Source organism: Nonomuraea sp. NPDC049129, from assembly GCF_040648495.1.
Taxonomy (GTDB): domain Bacteria; phylum Actinomycetota; class Actinomycetes; order Streptosporangiales; family Streptosporangiaceae; genus Nonomuraea.
This window is the reverse complement of record NZ_JBEZDU010000004.1, coordinates 320573-339918: the sequence shown is the minus strand read 5'-3', so window position 1 is coordinate 339918 and position 19346 is coordinate 320573. Positions and strand designations below refer to the sequence as shown.

Below are 19346 nucleotides of genomic sequence, written 5' to 3'. Positions count from 1 at the left end.
AAATGGGGCATAAATATCGCAGCGGGGAACGTACACCATGAAGATCGGCTTGCGGCAGATCTGGAATCACCACGTTCCGTGATCATTGACTAGGCTGCGGTTCGGATCCGCTCTTGGGAGGTACCGTGGTCGTCCACCGGTCGTGGGAGATCGCATTCGACGCGCCGGCTTCACGGCCGGTGCGGGCGGCTCGGATGGTCGTCGCGGCTCATGGCCTCGATCGGGACGCCGTGCTCGTGCTGGACGCCGACAGCGACGAGTTCGTGACCGTCCCGGGGCTCCCGGGCCACCTCTCCCGCAATACGGTGTCGCTGTCGTCCGACGGGACCCGGCTGGTGTTCCTGTCGCGGCAGGACGACGGCGCCGAACCCACGCGGGTGGTGCTGCACGCGCTCGCCACCGGAGCGCGGCAGGAGTTCGTCTCGGACGGTTTCGTGCGGGCGGCGCTCTCACCGGACGGCAGCCGGATCGCCGTCCTGGCCGACCTGTCGAACGGACCCGGAATCCCCGGCGTGGGCGACGAGATCGTCGGCATCGTGCTGATCGAGACCGCCACCGGCGCCCGGCAACCGCTCTGGTCGGCCGAGGGCTACTGGCAGGAAGACGCCATCAGCTGGTCCCCGGACGGGCGACTCCTCGCCGCCACCTATCTGACACTGGACGACGTCATCACCACCGTCGTCCTCGACCTTTCCGGCAAGGTGATCGGCGTCCACGAGGACCGGGTCGCCCTACCCGGGGCGCACTCCGTCTGGACATCCGACCGCGAACTCATCGTCTACCCGGAGCCCGACGACGAGAGCCCCCTCATCGCGATCGACGTCCCGACCGGAACCGAGCGCCGCTTCACCAGGCGGAACTTCAGCGGCTACCTCGCCATCACCGGTGGCCGGGTCGTGCGTCCGGGATCTTCGCCCGAGCGGTTCGTCACGACCGACCTGAACGACAGCGACGAGCGTCCCTTCCTGACCTTCCGCCCCGCCGTGTCGATCGAGGCCATCGACATCGTCCCATCCGCCGTCAGATGACCCTGGCGCCGTCAGCTGCCTTGATTCTTGCCCAGACGGTGCGCGGGCACGGGGATCGAGGGGAACGGGTTGTCCGGCAGCAGGATCACCCGGCGGGCCTGGTCGCCCTGGAGGGCGGCGTCCAGGTGCAGGAGCGCGGCGCCGATGCCCGCCGCGCCGACCATGTAGCCCGTGTCCGCCGACACCTCGCCGGGGCGCAGCCGCCGATACGCCTGGTACCAGCGCAGTCCCCGCCCGTCGTGGTCGACCGCGCGGCCGATCAGGTGCTCGGCGAGCACGCTCGCGAAGTCCAGGTACGACTTGCGCCCCGTCGCCGCCCACAGCCCCACGAACAGCTCCAGTAGTCCGGCCGTCCCGCAGCACTGGCAGGAGACGTTCCAGAAGCCCGGGGTACGGCGGTGCGGGACGCCGCTCTCGACGATGCCGTGGGCCAGCCGCTCGCACCAGGCCAGGTCGTCGGCCTCGCCCGTGACCCGGTACAGCTCGTAGAACAGCCGCGCCACCCCGGCCGAACCCGAGCAGAAGCCCAGATAGTGCAGCCCGCGGCCCTGTGGGACGTGGTGCGGCACGGCGGCGCACCTCCCGGCCACGACGCTGACCATCTGGACGAAGCCGGCGCCTCTGCGGGCCGCGTTGAGGAAGAGCGGGTCGCCGGTGACGCCGTACAGGCGGGCGAGCAGGAACGCCGTGCCCGCCGTACCGGACAGGAAGCCCGGGGTGACGGCGTCCACCGGCAGATCGGCCCGGCCACCGGCCGCGTCACCGGGCTTCCCCGGCAGGTCGGAGCAGTCGCCGGGCCAGGCCTGCGCGTCAGGCAGGCCGGTGGAGTCACCGAATCGGTGGCCGGGGACGGCCAGGCGGGCGATGCGGGCGCCCGCCTCGACGGCCAGGTCCTGGTAGGCGGGCATGCCGAGCATCGAGGACGCGTGCAGCAGGCCGAGCACCACGCCACCGTCACCACTCTGCGCGGGATCGCGCGACCAGCCGGGGCCGCCGTCGAGCGGGCGGGCGGAGCGGACGATCCGGTCGGCGGCGGCCACGGCGGCCGCCTCGAACTCCCCGTCCCCGAGCACCCAACCGGCCTCGGCGAGCGCGACCACCGTGCCGGACAGACCGTGATAGAGCGACAGGCTGGTCTGGTTCGCCCAGGTCGCGGAGAGGTAGCGGGCGCCCGCACGGGCCTCTTCGAGGTACGCCTCGTGGCCCGTCGCGGCGGCCAGCTCCAAGAAGAACAGCATGATGCCCGCCGCCCCCGCGTAGAGCGAGGCCGGTTCGGCGGCGAGGGCCGACCTGCCCCGGGGGTCGGGGTTGGCCCGCCAGTGCCGGCCGCGCTCGTCGTCAACGGCCGCCGAGCGAATCCAGCGGCCGGCCATGATGGCGGCGTTCAGCGGTGTCTCAGCACGCTCGCTCGATGAGCGCGTCCGATCCAAGCTCATGCCGACCATTATCCCACACATTTGGTAGGAAATTAAGGGTTGCCGACACCGCTTTCCGGGCAGTCAGCCGCCGTCGAGGGGTGAGGGCGTCGCGGCGGCTTCCATAGGGGCACGGCCACGGCGCATCATGGTGGTCGCGGCCGACAACCCGAACAGCGCGGCGCCCGGCGGACCGATGATCCACATGGGCCAGAAGTACACCAGGGACGCGTCGGACACGCTGAGCATGACCCAGACCACGACGTTGATCGACACCTTCACGGCCCAGATCGCCCAGAGGATCCTGAGCCATCTCGGCAGCGTCGCCAGTAGTCCGGCCGGGACCGCCGCCCCCCGCGGCGCGGGCTGCGGTTTCGCCTTCGCGCGGGGCAGGTCGCCCAGGAGATCCGCCAGTTCGCCGTACGTCACCGCCTGGAAGGCCCGGCCCAGCCGGTCGTCGTACTCCTGCATGCTCAGGCGGCCCTCGGCCAGCGCGGAGCTGAGCCGCTCGGCGACCACCTCGCGATCGCCGTCCGACGCCCGGATCTTTCGCCGCTCGTTCATCGGTTCTCCTTGAGCGTGGAGTCTTTCGGCGTGAGCCGTGGGGAGGATGTCGCGGTCTCGCGGGCGAGCAGGCGGTCGATGGCGGCCCGCTCGGCGTCGTGGGTGTTGTCGTCGTCGCGGCGGCGCTCGGCCATCGCGGTCAGGTACGGCAGCACGGCCGGCCGGTCGACGGCGTCCGCGAACGCCTTCGCCATGAGAAGGCGCCCGGCTCGCCGGACCGGCCCGGACACGGGGGCGGCGGCGATGATGAGCCAGGTGCACGCCACGTCGGCGGCCGGCGCGCCACGGCCGGCGTTCGCCCAGTCGATGACCCGGGGGCCGTCGCCGGTGACGAGCACGTTGCCGGGGTGCAGGTCCAGGTGGAGCAGGTTGTTGCCGGGCGCCCCCTCGGCGGCTGGCAGCCAGCCGGGCGCGCGTACGGTGGCCAGCCGCTGGAGCAGTTCCACCAGGAGGCGCCCGTACGCGGGCGCCCGCCACGGCCGCCGGGTGGCGTCGCGCGACACGCTGACGCCCACGACCCGCTCCATGAGGATGTCGGCCCCGTCGGCGTCGAAGACCTCGGGCGCCGGAAAGCCCTGCCTGCGGGCGTGCCGCATGACCGACGCCTCGCGTTCGAGGCTGCGGCCGTCGCGGGCCCGCCGGATCACCTTGCCGGTCCCGGCCTCGTACACGTCGCAGTCCTGCCCTGCCGCGAGCAACGTTCCCACACGCATGGTGGTCAGATTATGCGGTAAAGGTGAGTCATTCTAGTTGTGCGATAACTGGCGCACTGGCAGCAAATTACCGTCATTTGATGACAGTGGACCTGTAGTGCGGATTTACCAGTTGTGGCGACAAAATCCCGCAGAAGGTCAGTGGCCTACTGTTTCCGGAACTTCTTGCCATCGGCCACCCAGGTCAGCTACCGCTATCGTAGCCACCAACACCAGTTAATCGTATTCAACCGATTAATTTCCGACAAAGAGCAGACGTCGCATTCGGTGTGAATACCTGGAGGAGGTGACACATTGCTGGAGGCAATCGATCTTGTCAAGTGTTATGGCCCGGTCAGAGCCCTCGACGAGTTCAGCCTGAGCGTGGCCGCGGGCGAGATCGTCGGGCTCGTGGGGCACAACGGCGCGGGCAAGACGACCTTCGTGGAGATCGTGTCGTACCTGACCCGACCGGACGGCGGCCACGTCACCATCGACGGTAAGCCACCGTCCGCCGTCAAAGGCCAGGTCGGAGTCGCACCGCAGCACATCGCGCTCTACCCGTCCGTCAGCGTCAGGGAGCACCTGGAGCTGTTCGGCAAGCTGGCCGGGCTGCGTGGCCAGGCGCTCACCACCGCCATCGACGACATCGTGGTCGCCCTGCGGCTGACCGACTTCATCGACCGGCACGCGGCGGTCCTGTCCGGCGGCCAGCAGCGCAGGACCCAGGCGGCCACCGCGCTCATCCACCGGCCGGCGCTGCTGCTGCTCGACGAGCCCACGGCCGGCGCCGACCTGGAGACCAGGCAGGCGATGCTCGACGTGGTCAAGCAGCGCGCGGGCGAGGGCGCCGCCGTCGTCTACACCACCCACTACCTGCCCGAGCTCACCGAGCTCCAGGCCACGATCGCGGTCGTCAGGGACGGCCGGGTCATCGCCAGGGGCACCCACGAGGAGCTGGTCGACGGCCTGCCCGGCGAGGTGCAGCTCACCTTCGACAACGAAGAGGAGATCACGGTCTCGACGACCCACCCGGCCAACACCCTGATCGACCTGCTCAGCCGTGCCGACCGCCCGATCAGCACCGTCGACGTGCGCAACCCCTCCCTCGACGACCTCTACCGATCCCTGGCGGTCAGCAATGCTCCTTGACACCCCCCACACCCAACAGCGGATCGAACCCCCGCCGCCCGCGGGCCTGGTCGAGAACCTGCGCGGCGCCGCGTACCGCATCGGCGCGCTGGCCAAGCACAACACGCTCATCCGGCTGCGCGACCCGGGCCAGATGATCAGCTACGTCGCCATGCCGATGGTGCTCATGCTGGTGCTCAAGCCGCTGTACGTCCGGGCCGTCGAAGGCGGCGCCACGCAGGTGGCGACCGGGCTGATGGTGATGTTCTCGGTGTTCGCGATCTCCATCGCGGGCAACGCGATCCTCGTCGAGCGCACCTGGCGTACCTGGGACCGCCTGCGCGCCAGCCGCGCCCCGGCGACCGAGCTGCTGCTCGGCAAGACCATCCCGATCTTCGTGGTGATGGTCGTGCAGCAGTCGATCCTGCTGGTGTACGGCTGCCTCGTCATCGGGCTGCCGATCCCGAGGGCCCCGCAGTACGTGGTCTTCGCGATCGCGATCTGGGCCTTCGCGCTGCTGTCGATCGGCGCGGCACTCGCCACGATCGTCCGCAGCCACGGGGAGCTCAGCGTGATCTCCGACGTCGGCGCCCTGACGCTCAGCTCGCTGGGCGGCGCCCTGGTGCCCTTGAGCATCATGCCCGAGTGGGCCCAGGTAGCCGCGCACATCTCGCCCGGCTACTGGGCCCTGACGATGATGCAGGCCGCGGTCCGCGGAGACGCGGCGGGCACTCTGGCACCGGCCGGGGTGCTGCTGGCGATCGGCCTCGTCGCCGGCACGTTCGCCGTCCGCAGGCTCACGCGCGGATGGGGGCGCGGACACCTGCTCTGAAGTGCCGACCCGCGGTCAGGGGGCCGCGGGTCGCTCGCCTTTCTATCGGTAATTCAGTGACATGTACGGAATTGAGGCATGTTGATGGATCAGCAGCATTCACCCGGCGACTCGAAACACTCGGCGGACGAGTCGAATATCGCGATCATCGGCATGGCCGGCCGATTCCCCGGGGCGGACAACGTCGAGACGTTCTGGCGCAACATCAGCACCGGCGTGGAATCGTTCACCCGATTCTCCGACGAGGAGCTGATCGACGCGGGGGTCAGTCCGGCGACCTTCCAGCAGCCGAACTATGTCAGGAGCCGGCCGATCCTCGAGGACATCCGGGGATTCGACGCCGGATTCTTTGGTTACAACCCGCGTGAGGCGACCTTGGCCGATCCGCAGCAGCGGATCTTCCTGGAGGTCGCTTGGGAGGTCCTCGAAGCCGCCGGTTACGGCTCGCCCGACGCGCGGGGCAGCGTGGGCGTGTTCGCGGGCACCAACATCAGCGGTTACCTGCTCACCCGGCTGAGGGCGTTCGAGATGGGCATCGACCCGTCCGCCCTGATGATCGGCAACGACAAGGACGCGCTCACCACGAACGTCTCCTTCCGCCTGAACCTCTCGGGCCCGAGCGTGGCCGTGCAGACGTTCTGCTCGACCTCCCTCGTCGCCGTGCACCTGGCGAGCGACGCGCTGCGCCGGGGCGACTGCGAGATCGCGCTGGCCGGCGGCGTGTCCGTACGCATCCCCGACCGGGTCGGGTACCTGTGGGAGGAGGGCGGCCAGGAGTCGCCCGACGGCCACGTGCGCACGTTCGACGCCGAGGGCAAGGGCAGCATGTTCGGCGACGGGGCCGCCGTGGTCGCGCTCAAGCGCCTCGACCGCGCGATCGCCGACCGCGACACCGTGCTCGCCGTCATCCGCGCCTCCGCGATCAACAACGACGGCGCGCTCAAGTTCAGCTACCTCGCGCCCAGCATCGACGGGCAGCGCAGGTGCGTCAGCAAGGCGATCGAGCGGGCCGGGGTCGACCCGTCCGAGATCTCGTACGTCGAGGCGCACGGCACCGCGACCGAGGTGGGCGACCCGATGGAGGTCGCCGCCCTGACCAGCGCCTTCGGCCCCACCAAGGACAAGCAGTACTGCCTGCTCGGCTCGATCAAGCCGAACGTCGGCCACCTCGACCGGGCCTCGGGCGTCACCGGGCTCATCAAGGTCGTCCAGTCCCTGCGCAACGAACTCATCCCGGGCACCCTGCACTACACCTCCCCGAACCGGGAGATCGACTTCGACAGCAGCCCCTTCCGCGTCACCTCCGAGGTCACGCCGTGGCCGCGTGACGACGACCGGCCCCGGATCGCGGGCATCAGCTCGCTCGGCATGGGCGGCACGAACGCGCACGCCATCGTCACCGAGGCCCCGCGGCCCGAGCGCCGCCCCGAGCGGTCCCGCCGCTGGCAAGTGCTGCCGCTGTCGGCCCGCTCCGAGTCGGCCGCCGAGAACGCCTGCGTCAGGCTCGCCGACCGGCTGGAGATCGACTCCGACCTCGAACTGGGCGACGTCGCCTACACGCTGCAGGTCGGCCGCAAGGTCTTCAACCACCGCAGGGTCGTCGTGGCCGACTCGACCGGCAAGGCCGCTACCCTGCTGGCCGACCCGGCCGGGCGGCTGGGCCGTAACGACGCGACCGTGGGCCGCCGGGTCGGCTTCCTGATCGCCGGAGTCGGCGAGCAGTACCCCGGCATGGTGGCCGCGCTCTACGCCGACGAGCCCGCCTTCCGCGACGACGTCGACGAGTGCCTGACCGTCCTCGGCCTCACCGAGGCCGCGCAGCTGTCCGACGTCTTCGTGGCCGCCGAGCGCCAGGACACGGGCGGCGACCTGGCCCGGCTCCTGGGCCGGACCGGCGAGGCGGCGACTCCCTCCACGGTTGAGGCGCACCTGATCCAGCCCGCCGTCTTCGTGGCGGAGTACGCGCTGGCCCGCCAGCTCATCCGCTGGGGCATCGCCCCCGAGGTCATGGTCGGCTACAGCCTCGGCGAGTACGTGGCCGCCTGCCTGTCCGGCGTGCTCTCGCTCCCCGACGCGCTGCGGCTGGTCGCCTACCGGGCCAAGCTGATCACCTCGCAGCCCGAGGGCGCCATGCTCGCGGTGGCCACCGACGAGCGGCGGCTGCGCGCGGTGCTCGGCGACCTGCTGACCCGCGACCTGGACGTGGCGGTCCGCACCGGCTCGCAGCTGGTCCTGGCCGGGCCCGTCGCGGCGGTCGAGGCGGCCGGCGCGCTGCTGCTGGAGGCGAAGATCGGCTGCCGCCGCCTGGACACCACGCACGCCTTCCACTCCCGGATGCTGGAGCCGGTGGCCGCCGAGCTGACCGCCTGGATCAGCGACAACGTCACCCTGCATCCCCCGGTGATCCCGTACGTCAGCAACGTCACCGGCCGCCTGGCCACCGCGGACGTCGTCACCGACCCCGGCTACTGGTCGCGGCACATGTGCGAGACCGTGGAGTTCGGCGCCGGGCTCGCGCACGTGCTCGGCTCCGGCGACCTCGCCCTGGTGGAGATCGGCCCCGGCCAGTCGCTCGGCGCGCTCACCCGCGGCCACCCGGAGTGCGACCGCGCCCAGTGGCCGCTGATCGTCACCACACTGCCCGCCGCGAACGACCGCGTCGACACCCACGCCGCCACCGCCACGGCCATCGGCAAGCTCTGGCTGGCCGGCGTCTCCGTCGACTGGGCGGCGCTGCACGCCGGCTGGGCGCCCGGCCGGATCCCGCTGCCGACGTACCCCTTCGAGCACCAGGACTACTGGCTGGAGATCGACCAGACCGCGGCGAGCACCGGCGCGCCCGCGATCGACGACAGCGACCCCACCAGCATCCTGAACGCCCTCCCCCGGCTGCCCGACGAGCGCTGGATCAACGTGCCGACCTGGCGGCAGACCGCGCCGCGCCCGGCACGCGAGGAGGAGGCGGCCCGCTGGCTGGTCTACACCGACGCGGGCCGGGCCGACACGCTGGCCAACGCGCTGCGCGCGCACCTGGAGGCGGCGGGGCACGAGGTGGTGCTGGTCCGTCCCGGTGAGCGGTTCGCCGCCGGGCCCGACGGCCTGGTTGTCCGGCCCGGCTCACCGGAGGACGCCGTCAGCGCGCTGCGGACCCTGGCCGAGCGGGACTTCGAGCCCGAGCGTGTGGTGCACCTGTGGACCGCCGAGGAGAACCCCGACTCGACCGACGAGTGCCTGCGGCGCGGCCTGCACACCCTGGTCGCGCTCGCGCGGGCCGCGGGCGACATGGGCATCACGCGGTGGTCGCTCGACATCGTCACCATCGGCGGCCAGCGGGTGCTCCCCGGCGACCGGGTCATCCCGGAACGCGGCACCCTGCTCGGCCCGACCCGCCTGATCCCGGTCGAGTACCCGCGCGTGCGCACCCGCCTGATCGACATCGACACGGCGTCGTCGCCGCGCGACCTCCTGACCGAGCTGCGCGCCGAACCCGCCGACCAGGTCGTGGGGCTGCGCAGTGGCCGGCGCTGGGTTCCGGAGTACGAGGTGCTCGACGCGTCGTGCATCGACCAGGACGCCCCCAAGGCCCAGGTACGCCGGGGCGGCACGTACCTCGTGACCGGCGGCCTCGGCGGCATCGGCCTGGCCATGGCCGAACGGCTCGCCGAGCACTACCAGGCCCGCCTCGTCCTGATGGGCCGCACCCCCGTGCCGCCCAAGGACCAGTGGGGCCCCATCCTGGCCTCGGAGCGCACCGCCGACGAGGTGCGCCGGCGGATCGAGGGGCTGCGGCGGCTGGAGGCCGCGGGTATCGAGGTCGTCACGGTCGCCGGCGACGTCTCCCAGCCCGCCGACGTGCGCCGGGCGGTCGGCGCGGCGATCGAGACGTTCGGCGAGCTGAACGGCGTGCTGCACTGCGCCGGGGTGCCGGCCGTCGGCCTGATGCAGTTCAAGACGGTCGCCGACATCCAGCGGACGCTGGCGCCGAAGGTGGCGGGCACGCTGGCCATCGGTGAGGCGCTGAAGGACATACCGGTTGATTTCGTCGCGCTGTTCTCCTCCACCACGTCGGCGACCGGCGGCGGCGCCGGCCAGGTCGACTACTGCGCGGCCAACGCCTTCCTCGACGCGTACGCGCTGAGCGACCCGCTGCCCGGCGTGACCGTGACGGCGATCGACTGGTGCGAGTGGACCTGGAACGGCTGGACCGACGGCCTGGAGAACTACGACGAGGGCTCCAAGCACTACTTCACCTGGTACCGGGAGAACTTCGGCATCACCTTCGACCAGGGCTACGAGACGCTGCTGCGGGTGCTGGCCAGCGGCGAGGCCCACGTCATCACCTCGACGCAGGACTTCGCCCCGCTGGTCGCGATGAGCCGCCGCTCGTCGATCGAGAGCCACCAGGCCACGGTGAAGAAGATCCGCGACGCCTTCGGCCGCCACCCGCGGCCCGAGCTGTCGACCGCCTACGTAGAGCCGCAGTCACCGGCCGAGGAGGCCATCACCGCGGTCTGGGCCGAGGCGCTCGGCCTGGAGCAGGTCGGCATCCACGACAACTTCTTCGAGCTCGGCGGCAACTCGCTGCTCGGCATGGAGATCATCGCCGAGGTCCGCAAGGCCCTCGAACTGTCCTACCTGCCGCCGCACATCCTCTACCAGTCGCCCACGGTCGCCTCGCTCGCCGAAGCCGCGACCTCGGGAGGCGAGCAGGACCAGCAGACCCTCGGGGCCCTTGACCAGCGGCGGTCCCGCATCGAACAGCGACGCAACATGCTCCGCGGGAAGGCGGCATCATGACGGACACTGAGACGGACTACGACTCGGCGGTCGCCCTGATCGGGATGTCCGGTCGCTTTCCGGGGGCGAGCAGCGTCGGCGAGCTGTGGCGCAACGTGCTCGCCGGGATCAAGGGGCTGCGCGAGATCACCGACGAGGAGCTGGCCGAGTCCGGCGTCGAGCCGGGCAAGGTGGCCGACCCGCGCTACGTCCGCGTCGGCGGCCCGATCGACGGCCTCGACCAGTTCGACGCCACGGTCTTCGGGATCAACCCCCGCGAGGCCGAGACGATGGATCCCCAGCACAAGCTGTTCCTCGAATGCTCGTGGGAGGCGCTGGAGAGCGCCGGCTACTGCCCGACCGACACGCCGGGGCAGGTCGCCGTCTTCGCCGGCTGCGGCTTCCCCGACTACATCGTCCAGAACATCCAGCACCTCGCCGGCCAGCCGGGCGGCGCACTGCTCATGGCCACCGGCAACGAGCGCGACTCGCTGGCCTCGACCGTCTCCTACAAGCTCGGGCTGCGCGGCCCGGCCGTCACCGTGCAGACCTTCTGCTCCACCTCGCTGGTGTCGGTGCACCTGGCCTGCCAGAGCCTGCTGACGTACGAGTGCGACATCGCGCTGGCCGGCGGCGCGTTCACGCCGCTCCCCCAGCCCGCCGGTTACCTGTACGAGCAGGGCGGGATCATGTCGCCCGACGGCCGGGTGCGCAGCTTCGACGCCGAGGCGGGCGGCACGGTCATGGGCAGCGGCGTCGGCACGGTCGCGCTCAAGCGCATGTCCGACGCGCTCAAGGACGGCGACGTCATCCACGCGGTCATCCTCGGCTCCGCGGCCAACAACGACGGCCGGACCCGCGCCGGATACACCGCGCCCGGCGTCGACGGGCAGGCAGAGGTCATCGAGTCCGCGCTGGGCGTGGCCGGGGTCAAGCCCGACACCGTCGGCTACGTCGAGTGCCACGCGACCGGCACCATGCTGGGCGACTCGATCGAGCTGGCCGCGATGAACCGGGTGTTCGCCCAGCCCCGCGAGACGCCGTGCGTGCTGGGCTCGCTCAAGCCCAGCATCGGTCACCTCGACCGCGCCTCCGGTGTCACCGGGCTGATGCGCGCCGCGCTCACCCTCAAGCACGAACTGCTGCCGGGCACCCCGCACTACGAGACGCCCAACCCGGCGCTGGCGACGGCGCGGGACCGGTTCACGGTGCTCACCGAGCACCGGGCCTGGCCCGCCGGTCCGCATCCGCGGCGGGCCGGGGTCAGCTCGTTCGGGCTCGGCGGCACCAACGCGCACGTGGTGCTGGAGCAGGCGCCGGTACGTCCGGCGCGGGCGGCCCGGCCAGGACCGCACCTGCTGACGTTCTCGGCCGCCGACGGGCAGGCGCTGTCCGACCTCACCGGGCTGCTGCGGGAGCACCTCTCCGGTGACCTGGCCGACGACCTGGCGGACGTGGCGTACACGCTCCAGGTGTCGCGCGGCGGCTTCGCGACGCGGCGGGCGGTCGTGGTCCGGGACCGGGAGGACGCGGTCGCGGCGCTGGGCGACCCGGCGCGCTGGATCGACGCCAAGACGCAGCGCCGCAACCCCAAGGTCCGGCTGGTCACGCCGGGCGGCGACGTACCGGCCGCCTGGTGGGCGGACCTGCGCGCGACGGCCGACCGGCTGACCCGCCCCGGCACCGCCGGCGCTGCCGCCTCCATCGGCGCCACCGCCTCCCCCGAGGACGCGGTCGCGGCGCTCGCCGAGGCGCTCACCGCGCTCAGCGTTCGCCTGCTCCACGACGGGACGGACACGTCCGGCGTCGAGGAGATCGCCGTGGCCCCCGCCGGCGGCGAGAGCGCCGCCGAGTGGCTCCTGGCCACTCTGGGCAAGCTGTGGCAGGCCGGTAGCGCCATCGACTGGGCGGTCCTGCACCAGGGCGCGGGCCTGCGGGTCGAGCTGCCCACCTACCCCTGGCAGAAGCGCCGGTTCTGGGTCAAGGCCAACCCGAGCATGCTGGCCGCGCCGCCGAGCACCGGCAAGACGTTCGACCGCTCGAAGTGGACGCATCTGCCGACGTGGCGGCAGCGGCCCCTTACCCTCAACGGCCTGGACGAGCAGCTCCGCCTGGCCGGTCCCTGGCTGGTCTTCACCGACGATGCCCGGGGCGAGGCCCTGGTCGAGCGGCTGACCGAGGCGGGCGCCGAGGTGACCGCGGTGCGCCGGGGCGACCGGTTCGACGAAGACGACGCCGGACATTTCACGATCCGCCCCGACAAGGCGGACGACATGGCCGAAGTGCTCTACTCGCTCGTGGTCAATCCGCGCTCGATCATTCACGCCTTCAGCCTGTCCGCCGCCGAGGCGGGACCGGACCCGGTCGCCCACTTCGACGCCGAGCAGAGCCGCGGCTTCTACTCCGCCCTCGCGCTGGCCCGCGAGCTCGTCGACAACACCGGCTCCGCGCCGCGCGCCGAGCTGGTCCTGCTGACGTCGGGAGCGGTGGGTGTGGTCGGCTCGGACCTGCGCCACCCCGAGCACGCGACGCTCGCGGCGCTGGCGCCGAGCCTGCAGCAGGAGAACCCACGCCTGCGCTGCCGCCACATCGACGTCGGGTCCGACATCGATCCTGAGCAACTGGCCACACAGATCCTGGCCGCCTCCGTAGCTCCGCACGAAGGGCCGGTCGCGGTGCGCTCGGGCGAGACGTGGCTGCGGCAGTACGAGCAGTACCCCATCGACGAGCCCGGCCCGGAGGAGCGGCCGTTCCGCGACGGCGACACCGTGCTGATCACCGGCGGTCTCGGCGACGTCGGCCTCGTGCTCTCCCGCCACCTGGCCGGCCGGTACGGCTGCCGCCTGGTGCTCACCGCCCGCGCCCCGCTGCCGCCCCGCGAGGAGTGGGACGCCTTCCTGGCCGCGGTGCCGCAGGGCGGGGAGCGTACGGCCCGGCACATCCGCAACATCCGCGACCTGGAGGAGCGCGGCGCGACCGTGCTCGCCCTGTCGGCCGACGTGGCCGACGAGGCCGGGATGCGGGCGGTCGTCGAGGCGGCGGTCGAGCGCTTCGGCGGCATCGACGTGGCCGTGCACGGCGCGGGCGTCCAGGACGGCGGCTACTTCAACTTCGCCCACCTCATGGACCGCGACCAGTGCGACGCCCACCTGGCCGCCAAGGTCAAGGGCTTCCACGTGCTGGAGGCCGTACTGGGAGAGCAGGCCCGCGACCGGCGCGTCACGCTGTCGTCGATCGCGGCGGTGCTCGGCGGGATGACGCTGGCGCCGTACGCGTCGGCGAACGCGGCGCTGGACGCCTACATCCGCGTGGCCCGGCTGCGCGGCGGCCGATGGGTCACCGTCGACTGGGACACCTGGAACATCGACCCCGACCGGCTCGAAGGCCACAGCGGCGCGGTGATCGACTACGCGATGACGCCCGCGGAGGGCGTGGACGTGTTCGAGCGGGCGCTGTCGGCCGCCGACCGCGTCGGGCACCTGGTCATCTCGACCGGCTCGCTGGAGGCGCGCATCGCGCAGTGGGTCACCGGTGACATCCATGACGCCGGCGACGACGATCTCGACGACGACCGCGAGCGCCACCCGCGCCCGGACCTGAGCACCCCGTACGTCGAGCCGAACGAGGGCACCGAGACCACGCTGTCCGGCATCTGGTCGAGGGTGCTGGGCATCGACCCGATCGGCGCCACGGACAACTTCTTCGAGCTCGGCGGCCACTCACTGCTCGCGATCGAGCTGACCACCCGGATCCGCAAGGCCCTGAACGCCTCGGTGCCGGTCACCGGGCTGCTGGAGTGCCCGACGATCCGCCAGCTGGCCGCCCTGCTGGACTCAAGGGAGGACGCGTGAAGCAGCCAGAGTATCTGCGCAAGATCCAGAGCTTCGCCCGGCGCGAGCTGCTCGACAAGGACGCCTACCTGGACTCGCTGGCCGAGGCGCCGATGCCGCTCTACAAGCGCTTCGCCGACACCGGCCTGGCGAACTGGTGGCTGCCCAAGGAGGCGGGCGGGCTCGGGCTGGGCCTGGAGGAGAGCGTCCGCATCGTCTCCGAGCTGGCCTATGCCGACGCGGGCGTGGCGTTCACGCTGTTCATCCCGGTGCTCACGACGAGCATGGTCCAGTGGTACGGCTCCGCCGAGCTCCGGGAGCGCCACCTGGGCCGTATGGCGGCGGAGAACGGGTTCTGCGCCACCCTCGGCAGCGAGCACGCGGCGGGCAGCGAGCTGGCCCGGATCTCCACCACGGCGACCCGCGACGGCGACGAGATCGTGCTCAACGGCCAGAAGGCGTTCTCCACCAACACCGACTTCGCGCAGTTCATCGTGGTGATCGCGCGGGCCCAGGACGACCCGGCGGGCTACCTCGCGGTCCTGGTGCCGCGCGACACGCCCGGCATCCGCGTGGACAAGCGGTGGGACGTCATCGGGCTGCGCTCGTCGGCGACTTACCAGGTCTCGCTCACCGACTGCCGGGTGCCCGCGGCGAACGTGCTGCGCGGCAACGGCCTGCGGCTGCTGGAGGTCGGCCTGAACGCCAGCCGCATCCTCATCGCCACGACCGCGCTCGGCATCGCCCGCCGGGTGCGCGACGTGTGCATGGAGTACGGCAAGTCCAAGTCGGTGAAGGGCTCGCCGCTGGCCAACAACGCGGTCTTCGCCAGCCGGCTGGGCCAGTTCGAGATGCAGATCGACGTGATGGTGAACCAGTGCCTGGCGGCGGCGCGCGCGTACGACGCGGTCGCGGCCCGGCCGGACGCCGGCGAGGAGTTCCTGCGGGTCGGGACGCTCAAGTCGGCGCTCACGGCGAAGATGTTCTGCGGGCAGACGGGGTGGCAGATCGCGTCCACGGCCTCGGAGATGTTCGGCGGGCTCGGTTACACGCACGACTCGGTCATCGGCAAGCTGCTGCGGGACGTGCGCTATGTGTCGATCGTCGAGGGTGGTGACGACGTACTGCGTGACCTGGTGTTCAGCCGGTACGTGGTGCCGGTGTCGAAGCGCTCATGAGGCGGCCGTGGCGGTGACGACCGCCGCGGCGTAGCCCGGCGCGACGCCGAGCCAGCGGACAGGCAGGGCGGCGCCGGGCGGCGAGGGAAGGGAGAGCACGGCCCCATGGGTCGTGCTCTCCTCGCGTACCAGGACATTGCGGAGTCCGGCCAGGCCCACGCCGACGGCTTTGACGTACGCCTCCTTGGCCGTCCAGAGCCGGAAATATCCGGCACGGAGGCCGGAAGGCCCGGCCTCGCGCAGCCGGTCGACCTCCTCCGGCTGGTACATGCTGCCGGCCATCGCCAGGCAGTCGAGGTCGTCGCGGATCCGCTCGACGTCGACGCCGACCCTGGAGCCCGGCGGCGCCACCGCCACCAGCGCCCACTCCTCGGAGTGGGACAGGTTGAAGTCGGGCGCTCCCCGGCCGCGGAGCAGAGCTACGTACGGCCGACCACTCTCCTCCGCGCCGAAGGCCAGACGCGCGGCGCGCACGCCGCAGACCTCGCCGAGTATGGCGCGGAGCGCGGCGTGCGCGACCATGAACCGGTGCCGCTCCCGGGCCGAGCCGAGCCGTCGGGCCCGCTCGCGCTCGGCGTCGGAGAGCGACCGCCACCCGCCCGGCGCCAGCGGCCGGTCGAGGTGGATCTTCCACACTCTGGGCTGCGTCATACCCACGCGCGCAGCGCCTCCGAGACGTGCTTGTACGTCAGCTTCGCCTGCTCGAAGACGGCGAAGTGCCCGCCGACGTACGTGTGCAGGTCGAACCGCCCGGTCGTCTGCTCCCGCCACGCGGCCACCAGCTCCCGGCCGGCCCGCGGGTCGTCGGTGCTCGGCAGCGCGGTGATCGGGACGTCCAGCGGGGGCTCGGGGTAATACGTGTAGGTCTCCTTGACGCTGAAGTCGGCCTGCATGGCGGGCAGGATCATCTCCAGCACGGACGGGTCGTTCAGCAGCCAGTCGGGGGTTCCGCCGAGCTTGCGCAGCAGCTCCACCAGCTCGGAGCTGCTCATGCCGCGCACCGGCGGCCCGTCGTCGAACGACCGGTGCGGGGCGACGCAGCCGGAGACGAACAGGTGCACCGGCGCGGGGCCGCCTCGGCGGCGGATCTCCCTCAGCAGTTCAAAGGAGACCAGCGCGCCCAGGCTGTGCCCATAGACGGCGTACCGGCGACCTCCGCTCACCTCGGCCAGGATGACGTCGGCCAGGTCGGCCACCAACGGCGCCATCCGTTCGTATGGAGGTTCGCGCAGCCGGTTCTCCCGGCCGGCCGGCTGGACCGGCAGCACCGCCACACCCGGCAACCGGTGCTGCCACGCCCGGTAGGCGGAGGCCCCGCCCCCGGCGTGCGGCAGGCAGAACAGCGCGAGCGCGTCGGCCGCCGCGCCGGTCTGGGCCCGGAACGGCAGCCACCGCTGGATCGCGTCTTCGCTGGTCACATCATTGACGGTCATCGTGCCTCATCCACGATCTCTAGCTTCACGTACGGCGGAGGCGGCTGCACGTTCGTCAGATCGGCCTCCAGCACCACGTGGGCGCCGTTCCGCTCCACCTCCCTGAAACCCGCGAACGCGTAGGTGACCTGCATCATCCGGTTTCGTCCCGTCTCCACGAAGTCGGCCCGCACCGAGACGCCGGCCTCCTTCGCCAGCCGCATGACGTGGTTGAGCATGACCATTCCGACCCCGCGCGACATCACCCGGCACGACATCAGCATCATGCAGAGCCGCCAGACCGACTCCTCCTTCTCCACCAGCGCGAGCCCGATCTTGCCGTAGCTGCCGAACCGGTCGGTCAGCGAGGCCACCAGCAGCAGGTGGTCCGGCGACTCGCGCAGCTCGTCGAGCTCCTCGTAGGAGTAGGTACGCCCGGTCGAGTTGAGCTGGTTGGTGCGTACCGTCAGCTCCTCGGCCCGCTGAAGGTCCTCCCGGCGGGCCGGCGCGATGGTGAACGCCATCTTCAGCCCGGCCAGGAACTCCTCGTTGGTGCCGACGAACTCGCTCTCCAGCTCGTCCCTGGCGATCTGCCCCTGGTACATGCCGCGCCGCTGCGCCGACTCGTCGGTGACGAAGCGAGGGGTGAACTCCGGTCGTACCAGCGCCTCGTCCACGTCGGCGACGTCGACGCAGGTCACCTCCGGCACCTCGTGCGCCACCTCGGCGCGCTCGAACTCCTGGTCGTCGACGAACGCGAACGCGTCGAGCCCGAGGTTGAGCGCCTTGGAGATCTGGCGGATGGAGTCGGACTTGGCGTTCCAGTTGATCCGCGGGTAGAGGAACAGGTCGTCGAGGCCGAGCTCGCGCAGCTTGCCGAACGCCGCCTCGTGGTCGTTCTTGCTGGCCACCGAGTGCAGCACGCCCATGCGGTCCAGCCGCCTGATGTGCTCGACGACCGCCGGGCGTACCTTGACGTTCTCGTCCTCCAGCAGCACGCCGTCCCACAGCGTGTTGTCGAGGTCCCACACGACGCACTTGATGCGGCCCTGCTTGGGCTTCTCGTGGAGTACGGCCACACTCATGACGTCACCTCCCGGTCCGCCTGGCCGGCGATCGTGATCCGCTGGATCTCGTTGCTGCCCTCGATGATCTCCATGACCTTGGCGTCCCGGTAGAAGCGGGCCACGGGGTAGTCGGGGCTGCAGCCGTTGGCGCCGTGGATCTGGACCGCCTCCGACGCGTGCCTGGCGGCCGCGGTGGACGCGAAGTACTTCGCCACCCAGGTCGCCATGATCGTGGACGCCTCGCCGGCGTCCTTGAGCCGCCCCGCCTCGGCCAGCAGCAGCCGGGCTGCCCGCGCGTCGGTGACCATGTCGGACAGCTTGGCCTGGATCAGCGGCAGGTCCCGCAGCACCGAGCCGCCGACCTCGCGAGCCGAGGTGTACGTCGCCGACGCCTCCAGGCACGCCTGGATGATGCCGACCGACCCGGCCGCCACGCTGTAGCGACCGAGGTCGAGCGTGCCGGTGAGCACCATGCCCGCGGTGAACCCGCTGGGCCCGAGCAGCGCGTCGGCCTCGAGGTGTACGTCGTCGAACGTCACCTCCGCGAGCATCGACGCGCGGGTGCCCAGCATGTCGTCGATCGGGCGCACCTCGACCCCGGGGCTCTCCCTGGGCACCAGGAACGCGCCGATGCTCGACGCGGTGCGGGCGAACACCAGGTACAGGTCCGCCCGCTGGCCACCGGTGATCCACTTCTTGCCGCCGTTGAGCACCCAGCCCGTACCGGACTGGACGGCGGTCGTGGTGATGCCCGAGGTGTCGCTGCCCGCGCCGGGCTCCGACAGGCAGAACGCGCCCAGGACCGTACCCTTGGCCAGGGCCGGAGCCCACTTCTGCCGCTGCGCCGCGCTGCCCCACCGCTGCACCGCCCACGACACCATGGTGTGGACCGTGAGCAGGCTGCGGACCGACGAGCAGCCGCGGCCCACCTCCTCGTGGACCTCCCCGAGGGTGACCAGGTCCATTCCGGCGCCGCCCACCTCCTCGGGCAGGAAGGGGGCCCACAGACCCGCCTCGGCCATCCGGTCCAGCAGTTCCTCGGGGATATAGCCGGCCTGGTCGTACGCCTCGGCGTACGGAACGATGAAGGTGTCCACGAACGCGCGGGCGCTGGCCCGGTCGGTGACCGGGAGCGTCTTTTGCGCGACCGGCGCCTGGGTGACGATCGTCACGCGGCCAGCTCCTCCGACAGGCGGCCCACCAGCTCGGCCATCGAGCCGGCGGTCCGGAAGTTGTCGATGCGCAGCTCCTCGTTCGGGATGGTGACCTCGAAGGTCTTCTCCACGAACATCACCAGCTCCATCGCGAACAGCGAGTTGACGAAGCCCAGGGAGAAGATGTCCTGGTCCCCGGTGATCTCGGCCTGCGGGTAGCGGCTGCGGACGAAGGCGAGGATCTGCGCCTCAGCGGTGTTCGACATG

The 19346-nt window shown here is 71.4% G+C and carries 14 protein-coding genes; 6 read left to right on the top strand and 8 right to left on the bottom strand.

Going from position 1 to position 19346, the window contains the following annotated elements; genetic code table 11:
* Window positions 1-125 precede the first annotated feature (125 nt).
* Entirely contained in the window at window positions 126-1028 is a 903-nt protein-coding gene (locus tag AB0B64_RS14250; RefSeq protein WP_357942120.1) for a hypothetical protein, read from the top strand.
* An 11-nt stretch (window positions 1029-1039) separates the two neighbouring features.
* Here AB0B64_RS14250 and AB0B64_RS14245 read toward each other — a convergent pair whose 3' ends face one another.
* The 3 genes from AB0B64_RS14245 to AB0B64_RS14235 form a co-directional block, all read right to left on the bottom strand.
* Window positions 1040-2464 carry a lanthionine synthetase LanC family protein gene (locus AB0B64_RS14245; protein ID WP_358177403.1) on the bottom strand — a complete coding sequence of 475 codons (1425 nt, stop codon included), beginning with the start codon at window positions 2462-2464 and terminating at the stop codon, window positions 1040-1042.
* Between the two features lie 63 nt (window positions 2465-2527).
* Window positions 2528-3007 carry a DUF1707 domain-containing protein gene (locus tag AB0B64_RS14240; RefSeq protein WP_357942116.1) on the bottom strand — a complete coding sequence of 160 codons (480 nt, stop codon included), beginning with the start codon at window positions 3005-3007 and terminating at the stop codon, window positions 2528-2530.
* Window positions 3004-3720, bottom strand: coding sequence for a phosphotransferase (locus AB0B64_RS14235; protein WP_357942114.1), 717 nt, complete (start codon window positions 3718-3720; stop codon window positions 3004-3006). Before AB0B64_RS14235 ends, AB0B64_RS14240 begins: the two co-directional genes overlap by 4 nt.
* Before the next feature lie 294 nt (window positions 3721-4014).
* Here AB0B64_RS14235 and AB0B64_RS14230 point away from each other — a divergent pair, with 294 nt between their 5' ends.
* The 5 genes from AB0B64_RS14230 (at window position 4015) to AB0B64_RS14210 (ending at window position 15446) form a co-directional block, all read left to right on the top strand.
* Window positions 4015-4851, top strand: a complete 837-nt coding sequence (locus AB0B64_RS14230; RefSeq protein ID WP_357942113.1) for an ABC transporter ATP-binding protein — start codon at window positions 4015-4017, stop codon at window positions 4849-4851.
* Window positions 4841-5662, top strand: coding sequence for an ABC transporter permease (locus tag AB0B64_RS14225; protein ID WP_357942111.1), 822 nt, complete (start codon window positions 4841-4843; stop codon window positions 5660-5662). Before AB0B64_RS14230 ends, AB0B64_RS14225 begins: the two co-directional genes overlap by 11 nt.
* Window positions 5663-5746: 84 nt before the next feature.
* Window positions 5747-10459 (top strand): SDR family NAD(P)-dependent oxidoreductase, encoded by a 4713-nt coding sequence (locus AB0B64_RS14220; protein WP_357942109.1) that lies wholly within the window; start codon window positions 5747-5749, stop codon window positions 10457-10459.
* Complete coding sequence (locus tag AB0B64_RS14215) at window positions 10456-14289, top strand: SDR family NAD(P)-dependent oxidoreductase (protein WP_358177400.1); 3834 nt, start codon at window positions 10456-10458, stop codon at window positions 14287-14289. The genes AB0B64_RS14220 and AB0B64_RS14215 overlap by 4 nt, the downstream gene beginning before the upstream one ends.
* Window positions 14286-15446: an acyl-CoA dehydrogenase family protein gene (locus AB0B64_RS14210; protein WP_357942105.1), complete on the top strand. Its 1161-nt coding sequence runs from the start codon at window positions 14286-14288 to the stop codon at window positions 15444-15446. The genes AB0B64_RS14215 and AB0B64_RS14210 overlap by 4 nt, the downstream gene beginning before the upstream one ends.
* On the opposite strand, the gene AB0B64_RS14205 is transcribed toward AB0B64_RS14210, so the two are convergent.
* Genes AB0B64_RS14205 through AB0B64_RS14185 form a run of 5 tightly spaced genes read right to left on the bottom strand, consistent with a single transcriptional unit; the run spans window position 15441 to window position 19345 of the window.
* Window positions 15441-16097 (bottom strand): 4'-phosphopantetheinyl transferase superfamily protein, encoded by a 657-nt coding sequence (locus AB0B64_RS14205; RefSeq protein ID WP_358177397.1) that lies wholly within the window; start codon window positions 16095-16097, stop codon window positions 15441-15443. The two genes, AB0B64_RS14210 and AB0B64_RS14205, sit on opposite strands and share 6 nt — an antisense overlap.
* Window positions 16094-16879 carry a thioesterase domain-containing protein gene (locus AB0B64_RS14200; RefSeq protein ID WP_358177395.1) on the bottom strand — a complete coding sequence of 262 codons (786 nt, stop codon included), beginning with the start codon at window positions 16877-16879 and terminating at the stop codon, window positions 16094-16096. Before AB0B64_RS14200 ends, AB0B64_RS14205 begins: the two co-directional genes overlap by 4 nt.
* Window positions 16876-17943 carry an HAD-IIIC family phosphatase gene (locus AB0B64_RS14195; RefSeq protein ID WP_358177392.1) on the bottom strand — a complete coding sequence of 356 codons (1068 nt, stop codon included), beginning with the start codon at window positions 17941-17943 and terminating at the stop codon, window positions 16876-16878. The genes AB0B64_RS14200 and AB0B64_RS14195 overlap by 4 nt, the downstream gene beginning before the upstream one ends.
* A complete protein-coding gene (locus AB0B64_RS14190) occupies window positions 17940-19097 on the bottom strand; it encodes an acyl-CoA dehydrogenase family protein (RefSeq protein ID WP_357942097.1) in 1158 nt (385 codons plus the stop codon). Before AB0B64_RS14190 ends, AB0B64_RS14195 begins: the two co-directional genes overlap by 4 nt.
* Entirely contained in the window at window positions 19094-19345 is a 252-nt protein-coding gene (locus AB0B64_RS14185; protein ID WP_357942095.1) for an acyl carrier protein, read from the bottom strand. Before AB0B64_RS14185 ends, AB0B64_RS14190 begins: the two co-directional genes overlap by 4 nt.
* Window position 19346: the final 1 nt, after the last annotated feature.

Coding starts and splice junctions, on each gene's coding strand:
- AB0B64_RS14200 (WP_358177395.1), bottom strand. CDS start 16,879: ATGACCGTCAATGATGTGACCAGCGAAGACGCGATCCAGCGGTGGCTG.
- AB0B64_RS14220 (WP_357942109.1), top strand. CDS start 5,747: ATGGATCAGCAGCATTCACCCGGCGACTCGAAACACTCGGCGGACGAG.
- AB0B64_RS14225 (WP_357942111.1), top strand. CDS start 4,841: ATGCTCCTTGACACCCCCCACACCCAACAGCGGATCGAACCCCCGCCG.
- AB0B64_RS14235 (WP_357942114.1), bottom strand. CDS start 3,720: ATGCGTGTGGGAACGTTGCTCGCGGCAGGGCAGGACTGCGACGTGTAC.
- AB0B64_RS14215 (WP_358177400.1), top strand. CDS start 10,456: ATGACGGACACTGAGACGGACTACGACTCGGCGGTCGCCCTGATCGGG.
- AB0B64_RS14245 (WP_358177403.1), bottom strand. CDS start 2,464: ATGAGCTTGGATCGGACGCGCTCATCGAGCGAGCGTGCTGAGACACCG.
- AB0B64_RS14205 (WP_358177397.1), bottom strand. CDS start 16,097: ATGACGCAGCCCAGAGTGTGGAAGATCCACCTCGACCGGCCGCTGGCG.
- AB0B64_RS14195 (WP_358177392.1), bottom strand. CDS start 17,943: ATGAGTGTGGCCGTACTCCACGAGAAGCCCAAGCAGGGCCGCATCAAG.
- AB0B64_RS14185 (WP_357942095.1), bottom strand. CDS start 19,345: ATGTCGAACACCGCTGAGGCGCAGATCCTCGCCTTCGTCCGCAGCCGC.
- AB0B64_RS14240 (WP_357942116.1), bottom strand. CDS start 3,007: ATGAACGAGCGGCGAAAGATCCGGGCGTCGGACGGCGATCGCGAGGTG.